The sequence below is a fragment of the Lysinibacillus sp. NPDC086135 genome (assembly GCF_044746345.1).
Classification (GTDB): Bacteria; Bacillota; Bacilli; order Bacillales_A; family Planococcaceae; genus Lysinibacillus.
Map to the genome: position 1 here is coordinate 71,601 of NZ_JBIVCA010000022.1, position 18,743 is coordinate 90,343.

The following is an 18,743-nucleotide window of genomic DNA, read 5'->3' on the forward strand; positions in this document are numbered from 1 at the left end:
GTGCTTGGTCATGAATTTCGAATTTACCACTGAGCAAGAAATGCTACGTAAAACAGTGCGGCAGTTTGTGGATGCCGAGATTATTCCACATATTGCGAAGTGGGATGCTGAGGGTGGCTTCGATCCGAAGATTTGGTCAAGACTTGCTGAGCTAGGTTTAATGGGTGTTTGTGTACCAGAACAATACGGTGGTAGTGGGATGGATTACAATGCACTCGCCATCGTTTGTGAAGAGCTTGAACGTGGCGATACAGCGTTTCGTACAGCTGTTTCAGTTCATACAGGTTTGAATAGCATGACTTTAATGCAATGGGGAACAGAGGCTCAAAAACAGCAATATCTTGTTCCGCAGGCAAGAGGAGTTCGGATTGGGGCGTTTGGTTTAACAGAGCCTGGAGCAGGGTCAGATGTAGCTGCAATGTCTACCACCGCAGTAAGGGATGGAGATTTTTACGTGTTAAATGGACAGAAAACATGGATTTCCTTATGTGATCTAGCTGACCATTTTATCGTTTTTGCCTACACTGATAAATCGAAGAAGCATCATGGTATTAGCGCATTTATCGTAGAGCGTTCCATGACGGGCTTTACATCGAAGGCCATTAAAGGTAAATACGGTATTCGTGCTGGTAATACGGGCGAGCTCTTTTTTGAAAATCTACGTATACCTGTAGAGAATCGCCTTGGAGAAGAGGGAGAAGGCTTTAAAATTGCCATGTCTGCGCTAGATAATGGTCGTTTTACAGTAGCTGCAGGTGCTGTCGGTCTTATTCAAGCGTGTCTTGAGGCGAGTGTGAAATACTGTCATGAACGCGAAACATTTGGTAAGCCTATTGGCGAGCACCAGCTAGTAGGGCAAATGGTTGCCAAAATGGAAGCGGGCTATCAAATGAGCCGCTTACTTGTATATCGTGTTGGAGAGTTGAAAAACAAAGGTTTACGTAATACGCGGGAGACATCATTAGCAAAGTGGCAGGTTTGTGATTTTGCGAATAAAACTGCAGATGATGCTGTCCAAATTCATGGAGCATATGGTTATTCGGATGAATATCCAGTCGCTCGTTATTTACGTAACTCGAAAGCACCAGTTATTTATGAAGGCACGCGGGAGATTCATACGATTATGCAGGCTGACTATGTATTAGGAAAACGTCAAGATAAGTCATTGGCAAAAATGCTACCAAAATGGCCATTTGAAGAATAGTCGTTTTATGGTGATTATTTATGGATTGGTCTAAAGTTAATTAGACTTGCTTCTTTTAACTTCTTTCGGGGCAGCACCTACAAAATGTGAATATTCTAAGTGAAATTTCATAAAGAAAAAGCCGATTTCCTAAACGTTAAGGGGATAATCGGCTTTTTACTATTCAGTAGTCTTTGTGACCGTAGGAGTCCAAATGATTACAGTTGCTTTCTAGTTAGGATCCGAATTTTGGATTCTTTTTTTATGTTAAAGATTGGTGTTAGGGTCTAATTGTGTCTTAGCGTTCAAATTATACAAGAAAATATTACTAAAATTAACATTTTATATTGCTTTATTCACATAATATGTTATTTTTAGATGGGCAATATAGTTCCAAATAATCAATATATTACCATTGTATAAAGGTAGTACTATAGGAGGATTTTTTATGAAGAAGAAATTAAAACTCAATCAAGTGTTAATTGGAGTAAGTACAATGGCACTGTCGTTCGGAGCGTTACAAGCAGAAGCATCGGCAGCAGAAAAAACGCCTTATAATGTATTACAAATGAAGCCTGTGGGCATAGATACTTCGAAAGATAAAATCGCACATTCTACAACGGCTGATGAAACATTATCATTTGAAAAACGTTTGGAAATGGGAGATTTTTCGGAACACCCAGCTCCAACTATAAAGCTTGCTGAAACGAAGCAATTGCAAGAACAGTACTCGACGGCAGAGCTTAATAAAATGAGCGATAGTGAGCTAATTGATACGCTAGGAAATATTCGCTGGTATCAAATTACAGACTTATTCCAATTCAATGATGAAACAAAAGCTTTTTATCAAAATAAAGAACGCATGCAAGTTATTATTAATGAATTAGGGAAAAGAGGAAGTTCTTTTACGAAAGATGACTCAAAGGGTATTGAAACATTTGTTGAGGTATTGCGTTCTGCATTTTATTTAGGATTTTATAATCAGGAACTAAGTTATTTAAACGAGAGAAGTTTCCAAGATCAGTGTTTACCAGCATTAAAGGAAATGGCTAAGAATCCGAACTTTAAACTTGGTACAGAAGAGCAAGATAAAGTGGTATCCGCCTATGGGAAATTAATCGGTAATGCTTCTAGTGATGCAGAAACAGTTCAGTATGCTGCGAAGATTTTAAAACAGTTTAACGAGAATCTCTCTACATATGAAAGCGATCGTTTAAAAGGGCAGGCGATCTATGATTTAATACATGGTATTGATTATGATCTGCAGTCGTACATGCATAAGACAGGTAACGAAGCGAATACGACGATGTGGTATGGAAAGATTGATAGTTTCATCAATGAAGTGAATAACATTGCACTTTTACATAATGTAGCAGATAACAATAGTTGGTTAATTAATAATGGCATTTATTATGCAGGGCGTTTAGGAGTATTCCATAGTCATCCGGATAAAGGTTTAGAAGTTGTTACACAAGCGATGCATATGTATCCATATTTAAGTGAAGCTTACTTTGTGGCAGTAGAGCAACTTACTACAAATTATGATGGAAAAGACTATAGTGGCAATGCAGTAGATTTAGAGAAAATGCGTGAAGAGGGCAAGAAGCAGTATTTACCGAAAACATATACGTTTGATAATGGCTCGATTGTCTTTAAGACGGGCGCTAACGTAACAGACGACAAAATTCAAAGATTATACTGGGCTGCAAAAGAAGTAAAAGCACAATATCACCGTGTAATTGGGAATGACAAAGCATTAGAACCAGGTAATGCTGACGATGTATTAACAGTTGTTATTTATGACTCTCCAGATCAATATCGATTAAACCGTCAATTGTACGGCTATGAAACGAATAATGGTGGTATTTATATTGAAGAGAAGGGAACGTTCTTTACATATGAACGTACGCCGGAGCAAAGTATTTATAGTTTAGAAGAGCTGTTCCGCCATGAATTCACACACTATTTACAAGGTAGATACGAGGTTCCTGGTTTATTCGGAACAGGTGATATGTATCAAAATGAACGACTAACATGGTTCCAAGAAGGAAATGCAGAATTCTTTGCAGGATCAACGCGTACAAATGATGTTGTTCCACGTCAGAGTATTATTAGTGGATTATCAGATGATCCATCACAACGCTATACAGCTAAACAGACATTGTTTGCGAAATATGGATCATGGGATTTTTATAACTATTCCTTTGCTCTACAGTCCTTTATGTACACGCATCAATTTGAGACATTTGATAGAATTCAAGATTTAATTCGTGCGAACGATGTGAAAAATTATGATGCGTATCGTGACGCTTTAAGTAAAGATCCACAACTGAATGCTGAATACCAAACTTATATGCAGCAATTAATTGATAATCAAGAAAAATACAAGGTGCCACAAGTAACAGAAGATTATTTAGTGGAACATGCACCAAAAGCATTAAACGAAGTGGAGCAAGAAATTGTCGATGTTGCTAACGTACAAGATGTAAAAATGACAAAACATAAATCTCAATTCTTTGATACATTTACACTCGAAGGTACGTATGTAGGCAGTGAAACGCAAGGTGAATCTAAAGATTGGAAAACGATGAGTAAGCAAGTGAACGAAGTACTGGAGCAACTGTCGCAAAAAGAGTGGAGCGGCTATAAAACAGTGACTGCGTATTTCGTCAACTACCGTGTAAATGCGGCAAACCAATTTGAATATGATATTGTTTTCCACGGCATTGCGACGGATGAAGGAGATAATCAAGCGCCTATTGTAAAGATAAATGGTCCATATGCTGGAGTCGAAAATGAAGAAATCCAGTTCAAGAGTGATGGTTCAAAAGATAAAGATGGAGAAATCGTTTCTTACCTTTGGGATTTTGGTGATGGCAAAACAAGTGAAGAGGCAAACCCTACTCATGTATACGATAAAGAAGGCACATATAATGTGACATTAACAGTGAAAAATGATAAGGGAATAGAAAGTAAAGATCATGCAATTGTAGCTGTACGGAAGGGCGCACAAACAGGGAATAATCATCAAGAAGAAACGAAGACAATTCCATTTAATACGCTCCTAAAAGGTAGTTTGATGGCCGATGATGATACGGATGCATACACATTTGAAGTTACGTCTCCAGAAGAAATCGATATTTCTGTCTTAAATGAAAATCAAATTGGCATGACATGGGTGCTTTGTCATGAGTCTGATAAGCAAAATTACGTAGCAGTTGGACAGGAAGATGGAAATAATATAACAGGTAAACTTCATGCGGAACCAGGAAAGTATTATCTATATATTTATAAATTTGATAATGAAAACGGGACATACACAGTAAATGTACAAAATGAAACAAAAACAGAGATAAAACCAAATAATCGTCCAGAAGAAGCGACTACGATTCCATTTAATATGCCCCTAAAAGGTAGCTTGATGGATGATGATCATACGGATGTATACACATTCGACGTTACGTCACCAAAAGAAATCGATATTGCTGTCGTAAATGAAAATCAAATTGGCATGACATGGGTGCTTTGTCATGAGTCTGATATGCGAAATTACGTAGCATATGGACAGGAAGATGGAAATAGTATAAAAGGTAAATATAATGCGAAACCAGGCAAATATTATTTATACATTTATAAATTTGATAATGAAAACGGGGCATATACAGTAAATGTACAATAATTATTAAGAAGAAAGTTTTAGTGTCAAGAGTAGAGGCTGATCTGATCTCTATAATGTATAACCATATATCAAGTGTCTAACTTAAAAAAGAGCAGCAGCTAACGTAAAATACAATAGCTGCTGCTCGTAATTAAGCCGAGAGGGATTCACTTCCTCTCGTTTTTTTAATGATAAAAAAATTCGGAATAATGTAACTTTCCTATTCTTTGGTAGTCTAATTAATAAACAAGTTTATGAAAGGGAGGAATAATAATGAAAAAGAATTGGTTAGCAATTTTACTCATCGCAGTACTAGCTATTTTGCCAGGAATTATTATGCTGGTCTCGACCCCAAAAGTAGAGGCACAAACTAAGAGTACGAGTACGACTACCTATAGCTGGCAAGTATCCTTTACTGAGGCACTAAAAGAAAGCGCTGTAGCGGAAGACGATGTTTACGTAACAAATAGCAAAAATCAAAAGGTAACAGCAACAGTAACATTCGGGGAAGATAAAAAGACAATGATCGTAAGTGATTTAGCACCTGGAAGCTATAAATTACATGTGAAGAAAGAAGCGTTTGTACTAGATGGACCTAAAACAACATCGCAAGTAATAGCATTTACCATCATTGAAAAGCTTGAAGCTGTAAAATCAGAAAAAGAACTACAACAATATTTCGAAACACTTTTAGCTAACTCACAAAAAGAACTGAATGAGGCGACCGTAGAAATGGCAAAGAGTGAAGACAAAGCGAGTGCAGACAACTCCTCTACAACGAATAATCAGGTCGAAGGGGTGGAAGAAGGAGATATTGTTGTTGTCAAAGATGGCTTTATTTATGCTGTAAAAGATCAGGGCATTACTGTAGTAAATGCTAAAGATCCAAAAAAATTACAGTTAGCAACTACAATCAAACTGAAGGAGTCACGATATATTTCGAAACTAGCATTATATGATAATTTATTAATAGTAATTGGGGATGAATATTTAGAAAAAACAGGCACAAGCATGTCGACAGCCTCTTTGTATGATATTTCAAACCCAAAGAATCCGAAGCTTATACGTGAAGTAGGGCAAGAGGGGTATTTAAACGATATTCGAATTACAGATGATACATTATATTTAATCGGGAATATGTATCCGAATTATTGGATGCTTAGAGAGCAAAAAATGCCGGATTTAAAACCGAAAACATTTGATAGTGTAGAAGGAAATGAGTACAAAAGTTTACCTCTAGAGAAAATTTCTATTTTACCAAATACAATGGATGGAACATATAGCTTAATTACAGCGGTGGATTTAAAAAATGGTGCAAAGACAACTGCGAACACTAAGGGGTACTTAGGAGGTAGTAGTGGACTTTATATGTCGGAGAATGCACTTTATTTAACAACACCAGTTTATGATGGAAATCGGGTGCCTGCTTCAGGTCGCATGATGGATATGATCTGGATACCGAGAACAACTAATACACAAGTTTTTAAATGGAATATTGATGGAACTGCCATAAATTTTGTAGGTACGACGGAAGTAAAAGGATCCGTGTTAAATCAATATTCAATGGATGAGTATGAAGGCAATTTCCGCATCGTTACAACCGAAGGAAATGCGTGGGATGAACAAAAAATATCTCGAAACCACCTATTTATTTTAGATGAAAATTTACAAGAGCTCGGTGCAGTAAAAGATTTAGCTCCTGGTGAAAAAGTGTATTCTGCACGCTTTATGGGCGAAAAAGCATATGTAGTAACATTTAAGCAAGTGGATCCATTGTTTGTTATTGATGTGGCAAATCCGAAAAAACCAACTGTGCTAGGTGAGCTAAAGATTCCAGGCTTTAGTAACTATTTGCATCCATTAGACGATACACATTTAATCGGCATTGGCTATGATACCGAGCAACGCTATGATGCATATTCGAAGCGTAATTTTACGGTCACAACTAATATGAAAATGTCATTGTTCGATGTTTCAGATTTCAAAAATCCAACGGAACAATCAACAGTAAAAATAGGCGGAGAAGGCTCGTACTCTGAAGTTCAATACAATCCGAAAGCACTATTCCGCAACAAGGAATACAATTACTTCGGTTTCCCGGTTGTCCTGTATGATGCAGGGAAGGGTGATGAAATCGTCTACAAAGGTCAAGGCGCGCAAATCTATGAAATCACTGCAGATAAAGGAATCGTCCTAAAAGGAAATATTGTTAATAAAAGCACTGGCGATCAGTATGAAAATTGGGAGCAGCGTGTACAGCGAGTAGTCTATATAGATGACGCTCTTTACACAGTAGCGAACAATGAAGTGAAGAGCTATCAGCTAAAAGACTTCAAACCACTTGATACATTAACTGTAAAATAAAAAGGAAAGTCCAATAACCTCAATCTTGAGGTTATTGGACTTTCGCTGTGGTTATTTTTGACGATATGGAAGAATTTCCGATACTGTCACGAATTCATAGCCTTGCCCTTGTAAATAAGCAAGCACGGAATCAAGACCATCGGCAGTCGATTGATGAATATCATGCATTAAGACAATGGCGTTATTGTGTAAATTATTTTTGACATTAGGTAGTAACTGTTGCGCATTGCGATACTTCCAATCTAATGTATCGATCGACCATAAAACAACAGGAACTGGAATTTGACCGTTGATAGTATCGTTTGTTGCTCCATACGGTGGTCTAAATACAGTTGGCTTTTGGTTAATGGCCTTTTCTATCTCCGCAACTGTAGATGTGTATTGATTTACTGCCGACTCTAGTGACAGTTTTGTTAATACAGGATGGTTCCATGAATGATTCCCTATTTCATGTCCTCGTGCAAGAACATCTCTTGCGATATCAGGATAATATTGTACACGACTACCAAGCATAAAGAAGGTAGCTTTTGCGTGATATTTATCAAGAGTATCTAATATCTGTTCTGTAACCTTTGGATGTGGACCATCATCAAAAGTTAAGGCAATACGCTTTTTGTTTGGATCACCTGTATTAATTGGCTTTACCGGCTGTTCCATAGCAATCTGGAAATCAGAGGCTAACAACGGATTGATAAGTGATAGTGGGAGCTTCACAATTGGTGGACCTGCTGCTCCGCTAGCAATCTCATACTCATCAAAATAGAATTGTATCGAATCATCAACGATAGCAAAGCGATTAAAGTTAGACCACTTCGGTTCAGTTGACTTTATTAAATCATCCTTGAAAAGCTCATCCTTTAACTTAAGGTTTTGTTGTAAGTCGTTACGTATATGAGTAGCTAAGACTGATAAATTGTTTTTATCGTTGTTCAACAATGTTTTAATGGAAATTAGTTCACCAGTTTCATGATTGATGAAGAATGTTTTTGTTGAAACCTCGGGGTTGGCGCCGCCTGTATACAACATTTTTGTTAGCACAAAGGAATAGTATTGCTTTTGATATGGGAAAGTTTCCAAACTAATATTAAGCTCACCCATTACCTCTTTATCTTTATTTTCTTTCATAGATGACAGATAGTTTTCTTTTGAATCCGTTATGTACTGTAATACAGCATCGTTAAAAGCTTTATTATCTGTTTCTGGATAGTGAATAGCAAAAGGTGTTCGCTTATCATTAGAGACATCTGTTACAATACGTATACCTGGAAACGCAGAGCTATCTGTGGATAGATTACTCTTTATTGAATCTGAAGTTGTCTCTTTAGAGGCACTAATTTTTTGAAACTTAAAGTCATCCTTTGATAGGATAATGACTAAAATAATAGTTGTTAATGTAATGATGAGGCCAATTAATAGGAAATCAATCATTGGGCCGCGTTTTTTTCTGCGTTCCGGCATTTTTGTGGATACGCTCCTTTCCTTATTTAGTTTTTTAGACTGCTTATAAAATCAGACGTGTTAGTCATTGAAAAAGTTATACGAATCTATGAAGTTTTGCTATCAATTTATGGGAAACCCATCTCCATGAATAAATTACTCAGTAGCTACCATTTTTAGCATATGAAAGCCAAAGTACTTTGGTTAAAAGTTTAAAAAAATTTTAGTTGAGTTTTTATTTGCAGTTCGATACTATTGGCAAGGAACCCTTTAAAGGAGGCAGATAACTGTAATGGTTTTACATGAAGTGGACAATGAATTTACGATTGACTGCTTATTGCTTGCAGGTCGAATTATGATTGAAAGTGGTGCAGAAACATACCGTGTGGAGGATACAATGCTACGCATGGCACATTCTCAAAATATGCTGGATGCGCAATGTTATGCTACACCTACAGGGATCATTTTTTCGTTAGGCAAGACACAGCCGACGAGAATTACATCAATTTCCAATAGGGTAACAGATTTGCAAAAAATAGCCTTGGTAAATTCAGTATCTCGGAGACTCACATCTCACATGATAACATTAGAAGAAGCTTATGACGAGCTAAAGTCGATACAAAAAACAAATTATTTTTTACCAATATATATTCAAGTCATATCAGCGGCTCTTGCGAGTGGTTGTTTCCTTATAATGTTTAAGGGAGGATGGTCTGATTTCCTTTTTGCATGTTTAGCAGGGGGATTAGGCTTCCTAGTGCTTTTATTGATAAATGATTTAACAAGAGTGAAATTTTTCGCAGAATTTACAGCTTCTTTAGTAGTAGGGTCTATAGCTGTCTTTTCAGTGAAATATGGCCATGGTACAGAAATAGATAAAATTGTTATTAGCTCCGTTATGCCACTAGTACCAGGTATTTTGATCACGAATGCAGTTCGGGATTTAATAGCAGGTCATTTTATGTCGGGGATGGCGAAGGGTGTAGAGGCCTTTTTAACAGCTTTTGCAATCGGTGCAGCTATTGCTGTCACTCTATCGTTTTAGGAGGCAGACGACATGGACTATATCGTACAGTTGATTCTTAGTTTTTTTGCGACTACAGGTATCGCAATTATTTTTAATGTACCTAGAAGAAATCTAGTTTATTGTGGTTTTGTTGGGGTAGTAGGCTGGATGATTTACTTCATTCTAACAGAACATGGCATGGATGTAGTATATGCCTCATTCTTTAGTTCTTTCATAATTGCTATCGTTTCCCATTTATATGCTCGGCGCTTCAAAATGCCAATGATTATTTTTATTGTCGGCGGTATTATCCCGTTAGTTCCGGGAGGTATGGCTTATAATGCAATGAGAAATATTGTAGAGGATGATTATATACAAGGGCTACAGTATGGATTAAAGGCATTTTTAATTACAGGTGCCATCGTTATAGGACTTGTGTTTGCAGAGGTACTAATACAGCTTATTTTCCGTTCTGTACGTACCAGTAAAGCGACATTCCAAAAGGTCTACAAGAAATAAGACACTCATCAAATGTAAGAGCACGGCGGATAGAACAAATATAAAAAAGGAGGTTGCGTTTTAAACGTAACCTCCTTTTTCAAATTTACTATTTAACTAGTAATGCTTCAATTTCCTCTGCGTGAATTGGTTTACTAATATAGTAACCTTGAATAGCATCACAGCCATAAGAAATCAAAAGATCTGCTTGTTCAGCAGTTTCGACACCTTCTGCTACAACTTTAAGTTCCATAGATTTTCCGAGTTGCACCATACCGTGCATTAGCTTTTGCGTTTTTTCGGACTTTAATAAAGAACTTGTAAATGTTTTATCGATTTTCAATGTATCTATTGGTAGAATTTGCATATATCTAAATGAACCATACCCGGTACCGAAATCATCTAGTATAAAGGCAATACCTTCATTTTCAAGCTTACGCATTTGCTGTGTGATAAAGGTAGCGGCTTCTGCTTCTAGCGCAAATTTCTCAGTGATTTCAATTTGAATAAGGCTTGCAGGACAGCCGGTTTTTGCCAAAGTTCCAAGGATTGACTTTGCCATGTTTTTATCACGGAATTCGCGTACAGAAGAGTTAATGGATACTTTTAAACCAAGACCAGCTTTTTGCCAGATTAGCGCCTGTTCACAAGCTTTTTCTAGCATAAAGGAACCGATATTATTAATAAGACCAGTTTCCTCAGCGATTGGAATAAGCTCATCTGGTGAAACAACGCCAATTACTTCATCTTCCCAACGAACTAGTGCTTCTACAGCTGTAATTTTACCTGTATAAACATCAATTTGCGGCTGATAGAGGACTTTTAGATTTTTTTGGTCAAGAGCCTGAAGTAAACGTTTTTCAATTAAAGCTTTACGATTTAATGCTTTATGTGTTGCTTTGGATAGTGAGACGATTTTATCGCCACCTGCTTCACGGACAGTTGTAATAGTAGCAATGGATGCCTTCATTAGTTGGGAGAATGTAGTTTGATCCTCTGGATAACGTGTAATTCCGCCACTAATAGAAATAGGGACAGCAACATTACTGTTATAAATTGGATGTTGTTGTAAGTAAGACAGGAAGCCTTGAATAAACCATTCACTTAATGGTGTAATCACGACAAAATCATTTTCGTTAATACGTGCCATTGTACTATCTTGGAAGTACATTTTTATACGATTTGTAAACTCTACAATAAGACTTTGACCGATTTGCTGATCATGTAACTCTTTTAATGTATAAAATTTATCAATACTTAAATAGACAAAAGAAAAGTTTCTTTCATCCTCAATCATATTGGAAATCACTTTTTCAAGTCGATGTGCATTCATCAGACCAGTTTCTGTATCAATATAAGCGATTTTTTCCAGCTGATGTTGAATTGACTTGGACTTGGTGATATCCTTTTCAATTAATAAAAATTGTTGCTCATTTGTTTCGATATTAAATGTAGGGATAGCTGTTAGTAGTACCCAATAAGATTGACCCGCTTTTGTAACTTTTTCGACTTCACCTTGCCACGTTTGGCCAATGTTTAAATTCCGCCAGATGGTATTTGTGATTTTTTCACTTTCTTTATTTTCGGGGAATAATTGCCAAAATGTTTTACCAATCACGCGTTTTGGTGTCCATTGACTCGTTTTTAGAAATTCATTATTACATTCTAAAATGAACCCATCATGATCAAGTGTTACTGTCATAAATGTCGAGTCTAATCCCTTTTTTAAGTCTACGAGAGTGCTGCTACTTGAGACAGAATTAATCATTAACTCTGGTAGCATGAACATCATAAGAACGAAATGCTTTCCTTGTTCAGTAAATGGTTTAGCTAGTAGCGCTGTTGTAATTTCTTCATTTGTATACGTTTTTAATTGAATTTGATTGATATACGTGCTGTCATTATTTTGCATAATAGCTTGAAAGGTTTCTAATGAAAGCTGACGTAGTAAATTTTCATGAATGAATAAAGTGGTATGTTCTTTAATAGTAGTATCTGAAAAATCAAATAGCTGTTCAGCAAGCTTTCCCAAATTTATAACTTGTCCATCTTGATTCATGACAATAGCAGGAAAAGGAAGTGAATTTAAATAATGTTCATCGATCGTAAATGATTTTTGCATATGACTCATGATTATTCGATCTCCTTGAGTAATCTATATATACTATTATTATAGTTAATTATCGGGAATTAGTCATTATGAATATGATTGTAAATATTTGATAATAAAAAATTTCGGGACTTTTTTAGTTAGGAATAAGGAAAAAATTGAAGAAAAATAACATTTTTTAGTATGAATATAGGGATCTAGAATTATTGGAAAGATTGAAAAAAATAGTATTAATCGTCTCCTGAGCGATGATATGGGGAGAACCCGGACCTTAAATGGAGTTGTTACTCAACAATACGCCATTGATGGTTTCCATTTCGTTATTGTTTGCAGGTATTTAATTACCTACATATTTATCTTCATTCAGTGGGTGCCCTAACACCTACTGTTAAATTGCCACAGGACGTGGCTATCTTAAACTGGGCTTCTCTATGTATTTTTTACTTTATTACAGTTTCTAGCACCGATATTTGTTGTTGCCTATGTCTCTCTTAGTTTAAAGAAATGGCCATCGAAATATCAAGTGATAGGGATTATTGGTACACTTATAGGTTTTTCCCTCCTACTAACGAATGTTTCATTTGACGATTTATTAGTTAGTAGTAAAGCCTTATTGGGGAGTAGCGGTTGGTCTTACGTTTGCCTTCTACACATTGTACCCTGCAAGTTTGATAAAAGAATGAAGTGTCCTACTTGTTGCCGTATGGGGAATGCTTATTGGAGGATTTACATTAGAGATTAATTGTTGCATTTGGAGTCAAATCTGTTGTTTTTGTGCTATTTTAAGTAGAAACAAGTATGATTTCTAGAATTAAACCGCTACAGCAATGGTTATTTCAGTTATCGTATTTAGGTTTTGGCAATTTGTTGATGTCTTCGTTATGCTTGTTTATTTAACATGGCTTTCTGTAGGTGAAGAAAAAGCGTAAAAATACTATCTGTATAGGAGTTATTCACTATATTTGAAATTTGTGGAACTCCTTTCTAATAATAAGGGGGAAGAATATGAAAGAAGTTTTTTCCTATGTGAAGCCTTATAAATGGACAGCATTTATCGCGTTATGCTTAATGCTGTTGGAATTGTTTGTGGAGCTCGCTCAGCCACTTATCATGGCTAAAATCATAGATGATGGAGTACGAGCTCAAAATCAAGGGATGATTTGGCAATGGGGAATTGTTTTACTTGGCTTATCGTTCGTAGCCTTTATAGCCGGTGTCGTTAATTCGTATTTTTCATCGCATACAGCACAGAGTTTCTCCTATGATTTACGAAATGCATTGTTTGAAAAAATACAATCCTTTACATTAACCACTTATCAAAAATTTTCAACAGCTTCTCTTATTACAAGGTTAACGAATGATGTAACGCAAGTTCAGACGGTGCTGTTTATGAGTTTGCGTATTATGCTTCGTGCACCACTTGCCGTTGTTGGCAGCATCGTTATGGCTTTTGTAGTAAATGCTAAATTAGCGTTGTTTTTAGTTATTGGCGCACCGATTATTTTGATTTTTCTTATTTTTATGGTGGCAAAAGGTGTGTCTTATTTTGGACTTGTGCAAAAAAGAATGGATCGTTTAAATCGTGTACTACAGGAAAATTTACAGGCTATACGATTAGTGAAGGCTTATTTACGTGGTGCGTATGAAGCATCTCGTTTTGATGAAGTTGCCTCACGCTTAAAAATAGATACTGTAAAGGCTTTACGCACAATGGAGTATATTATGCCTGTGCTGTTATTCATCATGAATATGAGTCTGCTTGCAGTACTGTGGTTTGGGACAAAACAAATAGCTTCAGGTACAACACCGCTAGGAGATGTAGTTGCCGTTGTCAATTATGCAATGCGTATGACAGGCTCGTTTTCGATGTTTGCCTTTATTATTATTTTTTATGCGCGTGCAAAAGCCTCCGCAGAGCGTATGGCAGAAGTTCTTTCAACTAAGAATGAGATTGAGCTACCATCATCTGCAGAGAAAACGTCTAAAGGCTTGAATTTTGGAGAATTGGCTTTTGAGCATGTTAGCTTTACTTATCCTGGGGAAGACTCGCCTGTACTATCCAATGTAAGCTTCCAAGTGAAATCTGGTGAAAAGCTTGCCATTATGGGGGCAACAGGTGCAGGGAAATCTACGTTGTTACAGCTTATTCCACGTTTCTACGATGTGACTGAAGGTAAAATAGTAGTAGAGGGGAAAGAAGTACAGCAATGGGATTTACAAGAGCTGCGTGAAATCATCGGCTATGTTCCACAACAATCGTTATTATTTACAGGAAGCATTGCTGATAATGTTCGTTGGGGCGATGCAGAGGCTGAAATGGATGCAGTGCTGCAGGCTGCAATGCAAGCACAAATTCATGCTTCTGTGGAGGATTTCCCGAATGGTTACGAGACAAAAGTCGGTCAGAAGGGTGTTAATCTTTCAGGCGGTCAAAAACAAAGATTATCGATTGCAAGAGCGTTATTAAGAAAAGGGCATATATTAATGCTTGATGATAGTACAAGTGCACTTGATGTTAAAACGGAGCAGGCATTATGGGAGGCTTTGAGTGAAGAACAAGCAACAATGCTAGTAGTCACTCAAAAAATTCGGACAGCTAAAGGTGCAAGTCGCATCTTACTCATTGATGCAGGAAAAGTGGTTGCATATGGGACGCATGAAGAGCTTTTACAAACGTCAGTGCTTTATAAAAAAATCGCAATCTCTCAACAGGAGGTGGAGGAATAATGAGATTTTTCCAAAAGCCTTTTGGCTATGAGCCGATTTTAACGAAAGATGGTGTGAAGCAAGTTGTTAAGAAAAAGAAGAGACCTCGCGCAACAGATTGGAAAAGCACACTACTACGTTTATGGAAAATAGTCGATGAACAACGTGTACTACTAATTATTGTGCTGTTACTTGTCTTGGCGAGTTCCATCTTGTCTCTTCTTGGACCGTATTTAATTGGTAAAATGATTGACATGTACGTAACGCATGGAGAGCTTACAGGACTTGAAAAAGGGATTATGCTGTTAATCGGCATTTATGCTCTATTAGCAATATCATTATTTTTGCAAAACTATTGGATGATTGGTGTTGCCCAACAAACCATATATAGATTACGAACGAGTGTCTTTGCTCATTTCCAAAGACTGCCGATTACCTTTTTTGATCGTCGTCAGCATGGAGAATTAATGAGTCGGATGACGAACGATATTGAAGCAGTTAGCTCAACATTAAATAGCTCCTTTATCCAAGTGTTTTCTAGTGTAGTAACGCTTACAGGAACAGTGATTATCATGCTAAGTTTAAGCCCCTTACTAACGGTATTAACGATGACCATTATACCGGTTATGTTTTGGGCGATGCGTTGGATCACACGAAGAACCGCACCATTATTTAAGGAGCAGCAAGCGGCCATAGGAGCTCTGAATGGCATGATTGAAGAAACGATTTCGGGCCAACGGATTGTCAAAGCTTTCTCACAAGAGGAACGCATGAAAGCGGAGTTTCGCGAAAAAGGTTTACGCTTAAAAAGTACTGGCTTTTGGGCGCAGACATATTCAGGGTATATACCAAAGGTCATGAACTTTTTAAACAATATGAGTTTTACAATTGTAGCTGGTATTGGCGGTGTACTTGCTTTTTATGGGCATGTATCAATCGGAGTAATTGTTATTTTTACAGAATACGCGAGGCAATTTACACGACCTTTAAATGATTTGGCTAATCAATTTAATACCGTGCTGTCAGCGATTGCTGGTGCTGAGCGTGTATTTGCGTTACTGGATGAACAGCCCGAGGAGGAAGCTGCTTCAGCACGGGAGCATAAGCTATTAGGGCAAGTTAGCTTTCGGCATGTGTACTTTAAATATGAGCAAGCAGCGGAAGCTTACACTTTGAAGGACATTAATTTTAACGTGGAGCCCGGACAAACGGTAGCTCTGGTTGGAGCAACCGGTGCAGGAAAAACAACGATCTTGCAGCTTATTGCAAGATTTTATGAAGTATCAAAGGGTGAGGTTTTATTTGATGGTGTAAACGTTCAGCAAATAGAACGACAAGCACTGCGCTCGCAAATGGCCTTTGTGTTACAGGATCCGTTTCTGTTCGAAGCGTCTGTACGTGAAAATATTCGTTATGGTCGATTAGATGCTAGTGACGAAGAGATAGAGGAAGCGGCGAAGCGTGCAAATGCACATGACTTTATCATGATGCTAAAGGATGGCTATGACACTGTACTTGCTGCAGATGGCAGTGGAATTTCGCAAGGTCAAAAGCAGTTATTATCAATAGCACGAGCTTTGATTGCTGATCCGAAAATTTTGTTGTTGGATGAGGCGACAAGTAGTATTGATACTGTTACGGAGCTTGCGATTCAAGAAGCTCTTGATGTGTTAATGCAGGGGCGCACAAGCTTTGTTATTGCTCACCGTTTAAATACAGTACACAATGCTGATATTGTGCTTGTTATGCGCAAAGGTGAGTTAGTTGAAGCAGGCCCTCAACAAAAATTAATGGAATCAGGTGGTATTTATGCGCAGATGTTACAATCTTCATCTCATCATCTTGATGAGTAGTGTGAAAGTAACGATGTAGGTATAAATCTCATTCATCCAGTATAAAAAAGAGTGATTTCGAACATTTGGAATTGCTCTTTTTTAGTTGAAGTATTGATTTTTATTCTATAATTTAAATGTAATTTATTGGGATAAATAGTATAATTAAGTATGAATGGCTAAGAGGGAATATTTCTTTTAGGTGAGGGAGCAACTAGATGCTCACTGGCAGCGGAAATAGGGCCTGCAAATGAATGGGTTGTATAAAAATGCATACCTTATTCTAGTAATTTTCAGTTTATAACCGTTGAAAATCATATAAAACCTTTTAATTTCACTATATTTGGAGTAAAATTGTTAATAAATAGAAATGATTAGAAGTGGTTAGTATAATTTGTTGCCAGCTTATTTTCTTTCTTGCTACAATAGGGCAATAGTCTGATACAAGAACGGAGTAAATGATGAATATTTCAGTGATGACAGTGTCTTTTCCGTTAGATGGAGAAACATTAAATGAATTAAAATTATTGTGTGAAGAAGCGACCACACATGATTATCGTGTATATGAGACTGCTATGGGTTTGCCTATGGCGGGTTCCTTTGAAACGAAGGGATTTATGGTACTTGCATATGAAGATGACAAAGATGTATTAGTTGGTGCAGCCAGTGCAATAGATTTAATGGGACTGCATACATATGAATGGTCTTTAGTTGTAACACCTACGTACCGTCAAAAGGGAATTGGAACTGCTTTAGTGGAAGCTTTACAGGCCGGCCTCGAAGAGCGTGGGGCAGAAGGTCAATTGGCGGTAGTGATTGATGGATCGCCTTTTGGACACACATTTATTGAAAAGAAAGGCTTCACATATAGCTTCTCAGAGGCCACTTTAGAAACAAGAGCAGAGTCAGTAGAATTAAAGAATAATATCGAAATTATTCCTTATACAGATGAACAGGCAGAGTTGATTGCCATCTATAGTGCGGCGTTTGGAGATCTACCTGAAGAGTCTAAAGAGCTAATCGCTTTTAATACATCAACTACTGGAAGAAAGCTATGGATAGCCCGTAAAGATGGAGAAATTGTTGGAACAGTGACGACTGCCCAGGAAAATGAAATTCAATGGGTAACGGCATTGGCAGTTCATCCAAACTTTGAGGGGCAAGGAATTGGTACTGCAATGCTGTCATTTTCCAAAGATTATGCGAGCAAAATTGAAGCTAAATTCGTCATGCTCGATGTAGAAATTGACAATAGAAAGGCGCTTTCTGTTTATGAGAAGGCCGGCTTTATGAAAGCTCAACAAATAGACTATTATGTAAAACAATAAGTGAAGAGTGAGGAGTGTGCTCCTCACTTTTTTGTGTTCAGCAATGAAGTCCAGACACACCAGTGAAAAGGAAGTGAAATTTTCAGGTAGAGATAGACGAACTACGTAAATGGATGGGGAAGACCTTACTTTCTAAGAAGATTCCGAGGAACATCATTCGAGTCCGTAATTTAAGGTCAAAATAATTTTATAATGATATCTAATTTAGATAACTGTAAAACATTAAATTAATGTCATATTATGAGTTTAATATTATATTATTTTTAAAATCATTATAATAGGAAATTTCTCGATGGAGTAAAAAACTATAAACTTTTTTAGAAAAAAGTGTTGACGTTTTTAAATTAAGTGTGTAATATTATACAAGTCGTTAAGACAGCTACTAAAAAACAGCTAAACTAGTTGTTGACATAGAGTTTACGACATGATATTATATAAAAGTTGCTACTGAGAAAACGGCAACGAAATGAACCTTGAAAACTGAACAAGCAAAACGTAATCAATAAAGTTTTTACTAGCTAACCTCGAGTTAGTGAACGAAACAAAATTTTGGACATCAAACATGATGCCAGCAAAACAATTTGAGCTAATCAAATTTCTTTTTATGGAGAGTTTGATCCT

10 protein-coding genes and 1 pseudogene are annotated in these 18,743 nt (G+C 37.0%); 9 read left to right on the forward strand and 2 right to left on the reverse strand.

What is annotated here, in order from left to right; translation table 11 throughout:
* Nucleotides 1-10: 10 nt before the first annotated feature.
* The 3 genes from ACIPKN_RS22670 (at nt 11) to ACIPKN_RS22680 (ending at nt 7,205) form a co-directional block, all read left to right on the forward strand.
* Complete coding sequence (locus ACIPKN_RS22670) at nt 11-1,204, forward strand: acyl-CoA dehydrogenase family protein (protein WP_400940442.1); 1,194 nt, start codon at nt 11-13, stop codon at nt 1,202-1,204.
* A 427-nt stretch (nt 1,205-1,631) separates the two neighbouring features.
* Complete coding sequence (locus ACIPKN_RS22675; protein ID WP_400940444.1) at nt 1,632-4,862, forward strand: collagenase; 3,231 nt, start codon at nt 1,632-1,634, stop codon at nt 4,860-4,862.
* Nucleotides 4,863-5,114: 252 nt separating this feature from the next.
* Nucleotides 5,115-7,205: a beta-propeller domain-containing protein gene (locus ACIPKN_RS22680; RefSeq protein ID WP_400940448.1), complete on the forward strand. Its 2,091-nt coding sequence runs from the start codon at nt 5,115-5,117 to the stop codon at nt 7,203-7,205.
* A 51-nt stretch (nt 7,206-7,256) separates the two neighbouring features.
* Here ACIPKN_RS22680 and ACIPKN_RS22685 read toward each other — a convergent pair whose 3' ends face one another.
* Nucleotides 7,257-8,663 carry a polysaccharide deacetylase family protein gene (locus tag ACIPKN_RS22685; protein ID WP_400940450.1) on the reverse strand — a complete coding sequence of 469 codons (1,407 nt, stop codon included), beginning with the start codon at nt 8,661-8,663 and terminating at the stop codon, nt 7,257-7,259.
* 271 nt (nt 8,664-8,934) lie between these two features.
* Between ACIPKN_RS22685 and ACIPKN_RS22690 the strand changes: the two genes are divergently transcribed.
* Together ACIPKN_RS22690 and ACIPKN_RS22695 are read left to right on the forward strand one after the other, a co-directional pair.
* A complete protein-coding gene (locus tag ACIPKN_RS22690; RefSeq protein WP_400940453.1) occupies nt 8,935-9,687 on the forward strand; it encodes a threonine/serine exporter family protein in 753 nt (250 codons plus the stop codon).
* 12 nt (nt 9,688-9,699) lie between these two features.
* Nucleotides 9,700-10,167, forward strand: a complete 468-nt coding sequence (locus ACIPKN_RS22695) for a threonine/serine exporter family protein (RefSeq protein ID WP_400940456.1) — start codon at nt 9,700-9,702, stop codon at nt 10,165-10,167.
* An 88-nt stretch (nt 10,168-10,255) separates the two neighbouring features.
* On the opposite strand, the gene ACIPKN_RS22700 is transcribed toward ACIPKN_RS22695, so the two are convergent.
* Entirely contained in the window at nt 10,256-12,277 is a 2,022-nt protein-coding gene (locus ACIPKN_RS22700) for a GGDEF domain-containing phosphodiesterase (protein ID WP_142509725.1), read from the reverse strand.
* Between the two features lie 227 nt (nt 12,278-12,504).
* Here ACIPKN_RS22700 and ACIPKN_RS22705 point away from each other — a divergent pair.
* The 4 genes and pseudogenes from ACIPKN_RS22705 (at nt 12,505) to ACIPKN_RS22720 (ending at nt 18,122) form a co-directional block, all read left to right on the forward strand.
* Nucleotides 12,505-13,185: pseudogene (locus ACIPKN_RS22705) on the forward strand (DMT family transporter).
* A gap of 76 nt (nt 13,186-13,261) precedes the next feature.
* A complete protein-coding gene (locus ACIPKN_RS22710; protein ID WP_400940462.1) occupies nt 13,262-14,983 on the forward strand; it encodes an ABC transporter ATP-binding protein in 1,722 nt (573 codons plus the stop codon).
* A complete protein-coding gene (locus ACIPKN_RS22715) occupies nt 14,983-16,815 on the forward strand; it encodes an ABC transporter ATP-binding protein (RefSeq protein ID WP_400940465.1) in 1,833 nt (610 codons plus the stop codon). The genes ACIPKN_RS22710 and ACIPKN_RS22715 overlap by 1 nt, the downstream gene beginning before the upstream one ends.
* 437 nt (nt 16,816-17,252) lie before the next feature.
* On the forward strand, nt 17,253-18,122 hold the full coding sequence (locus ACIPKN_RS22720) for a GNAT family N-acetyltransferase (protein WP_400940467.1): 870 nt from the start codon (nt 17,253-17,255) through the stop codon (nt 18,120-18,122).
* Nucleotides 18,123-18,743: the final 621 nt, after the last annotated feature.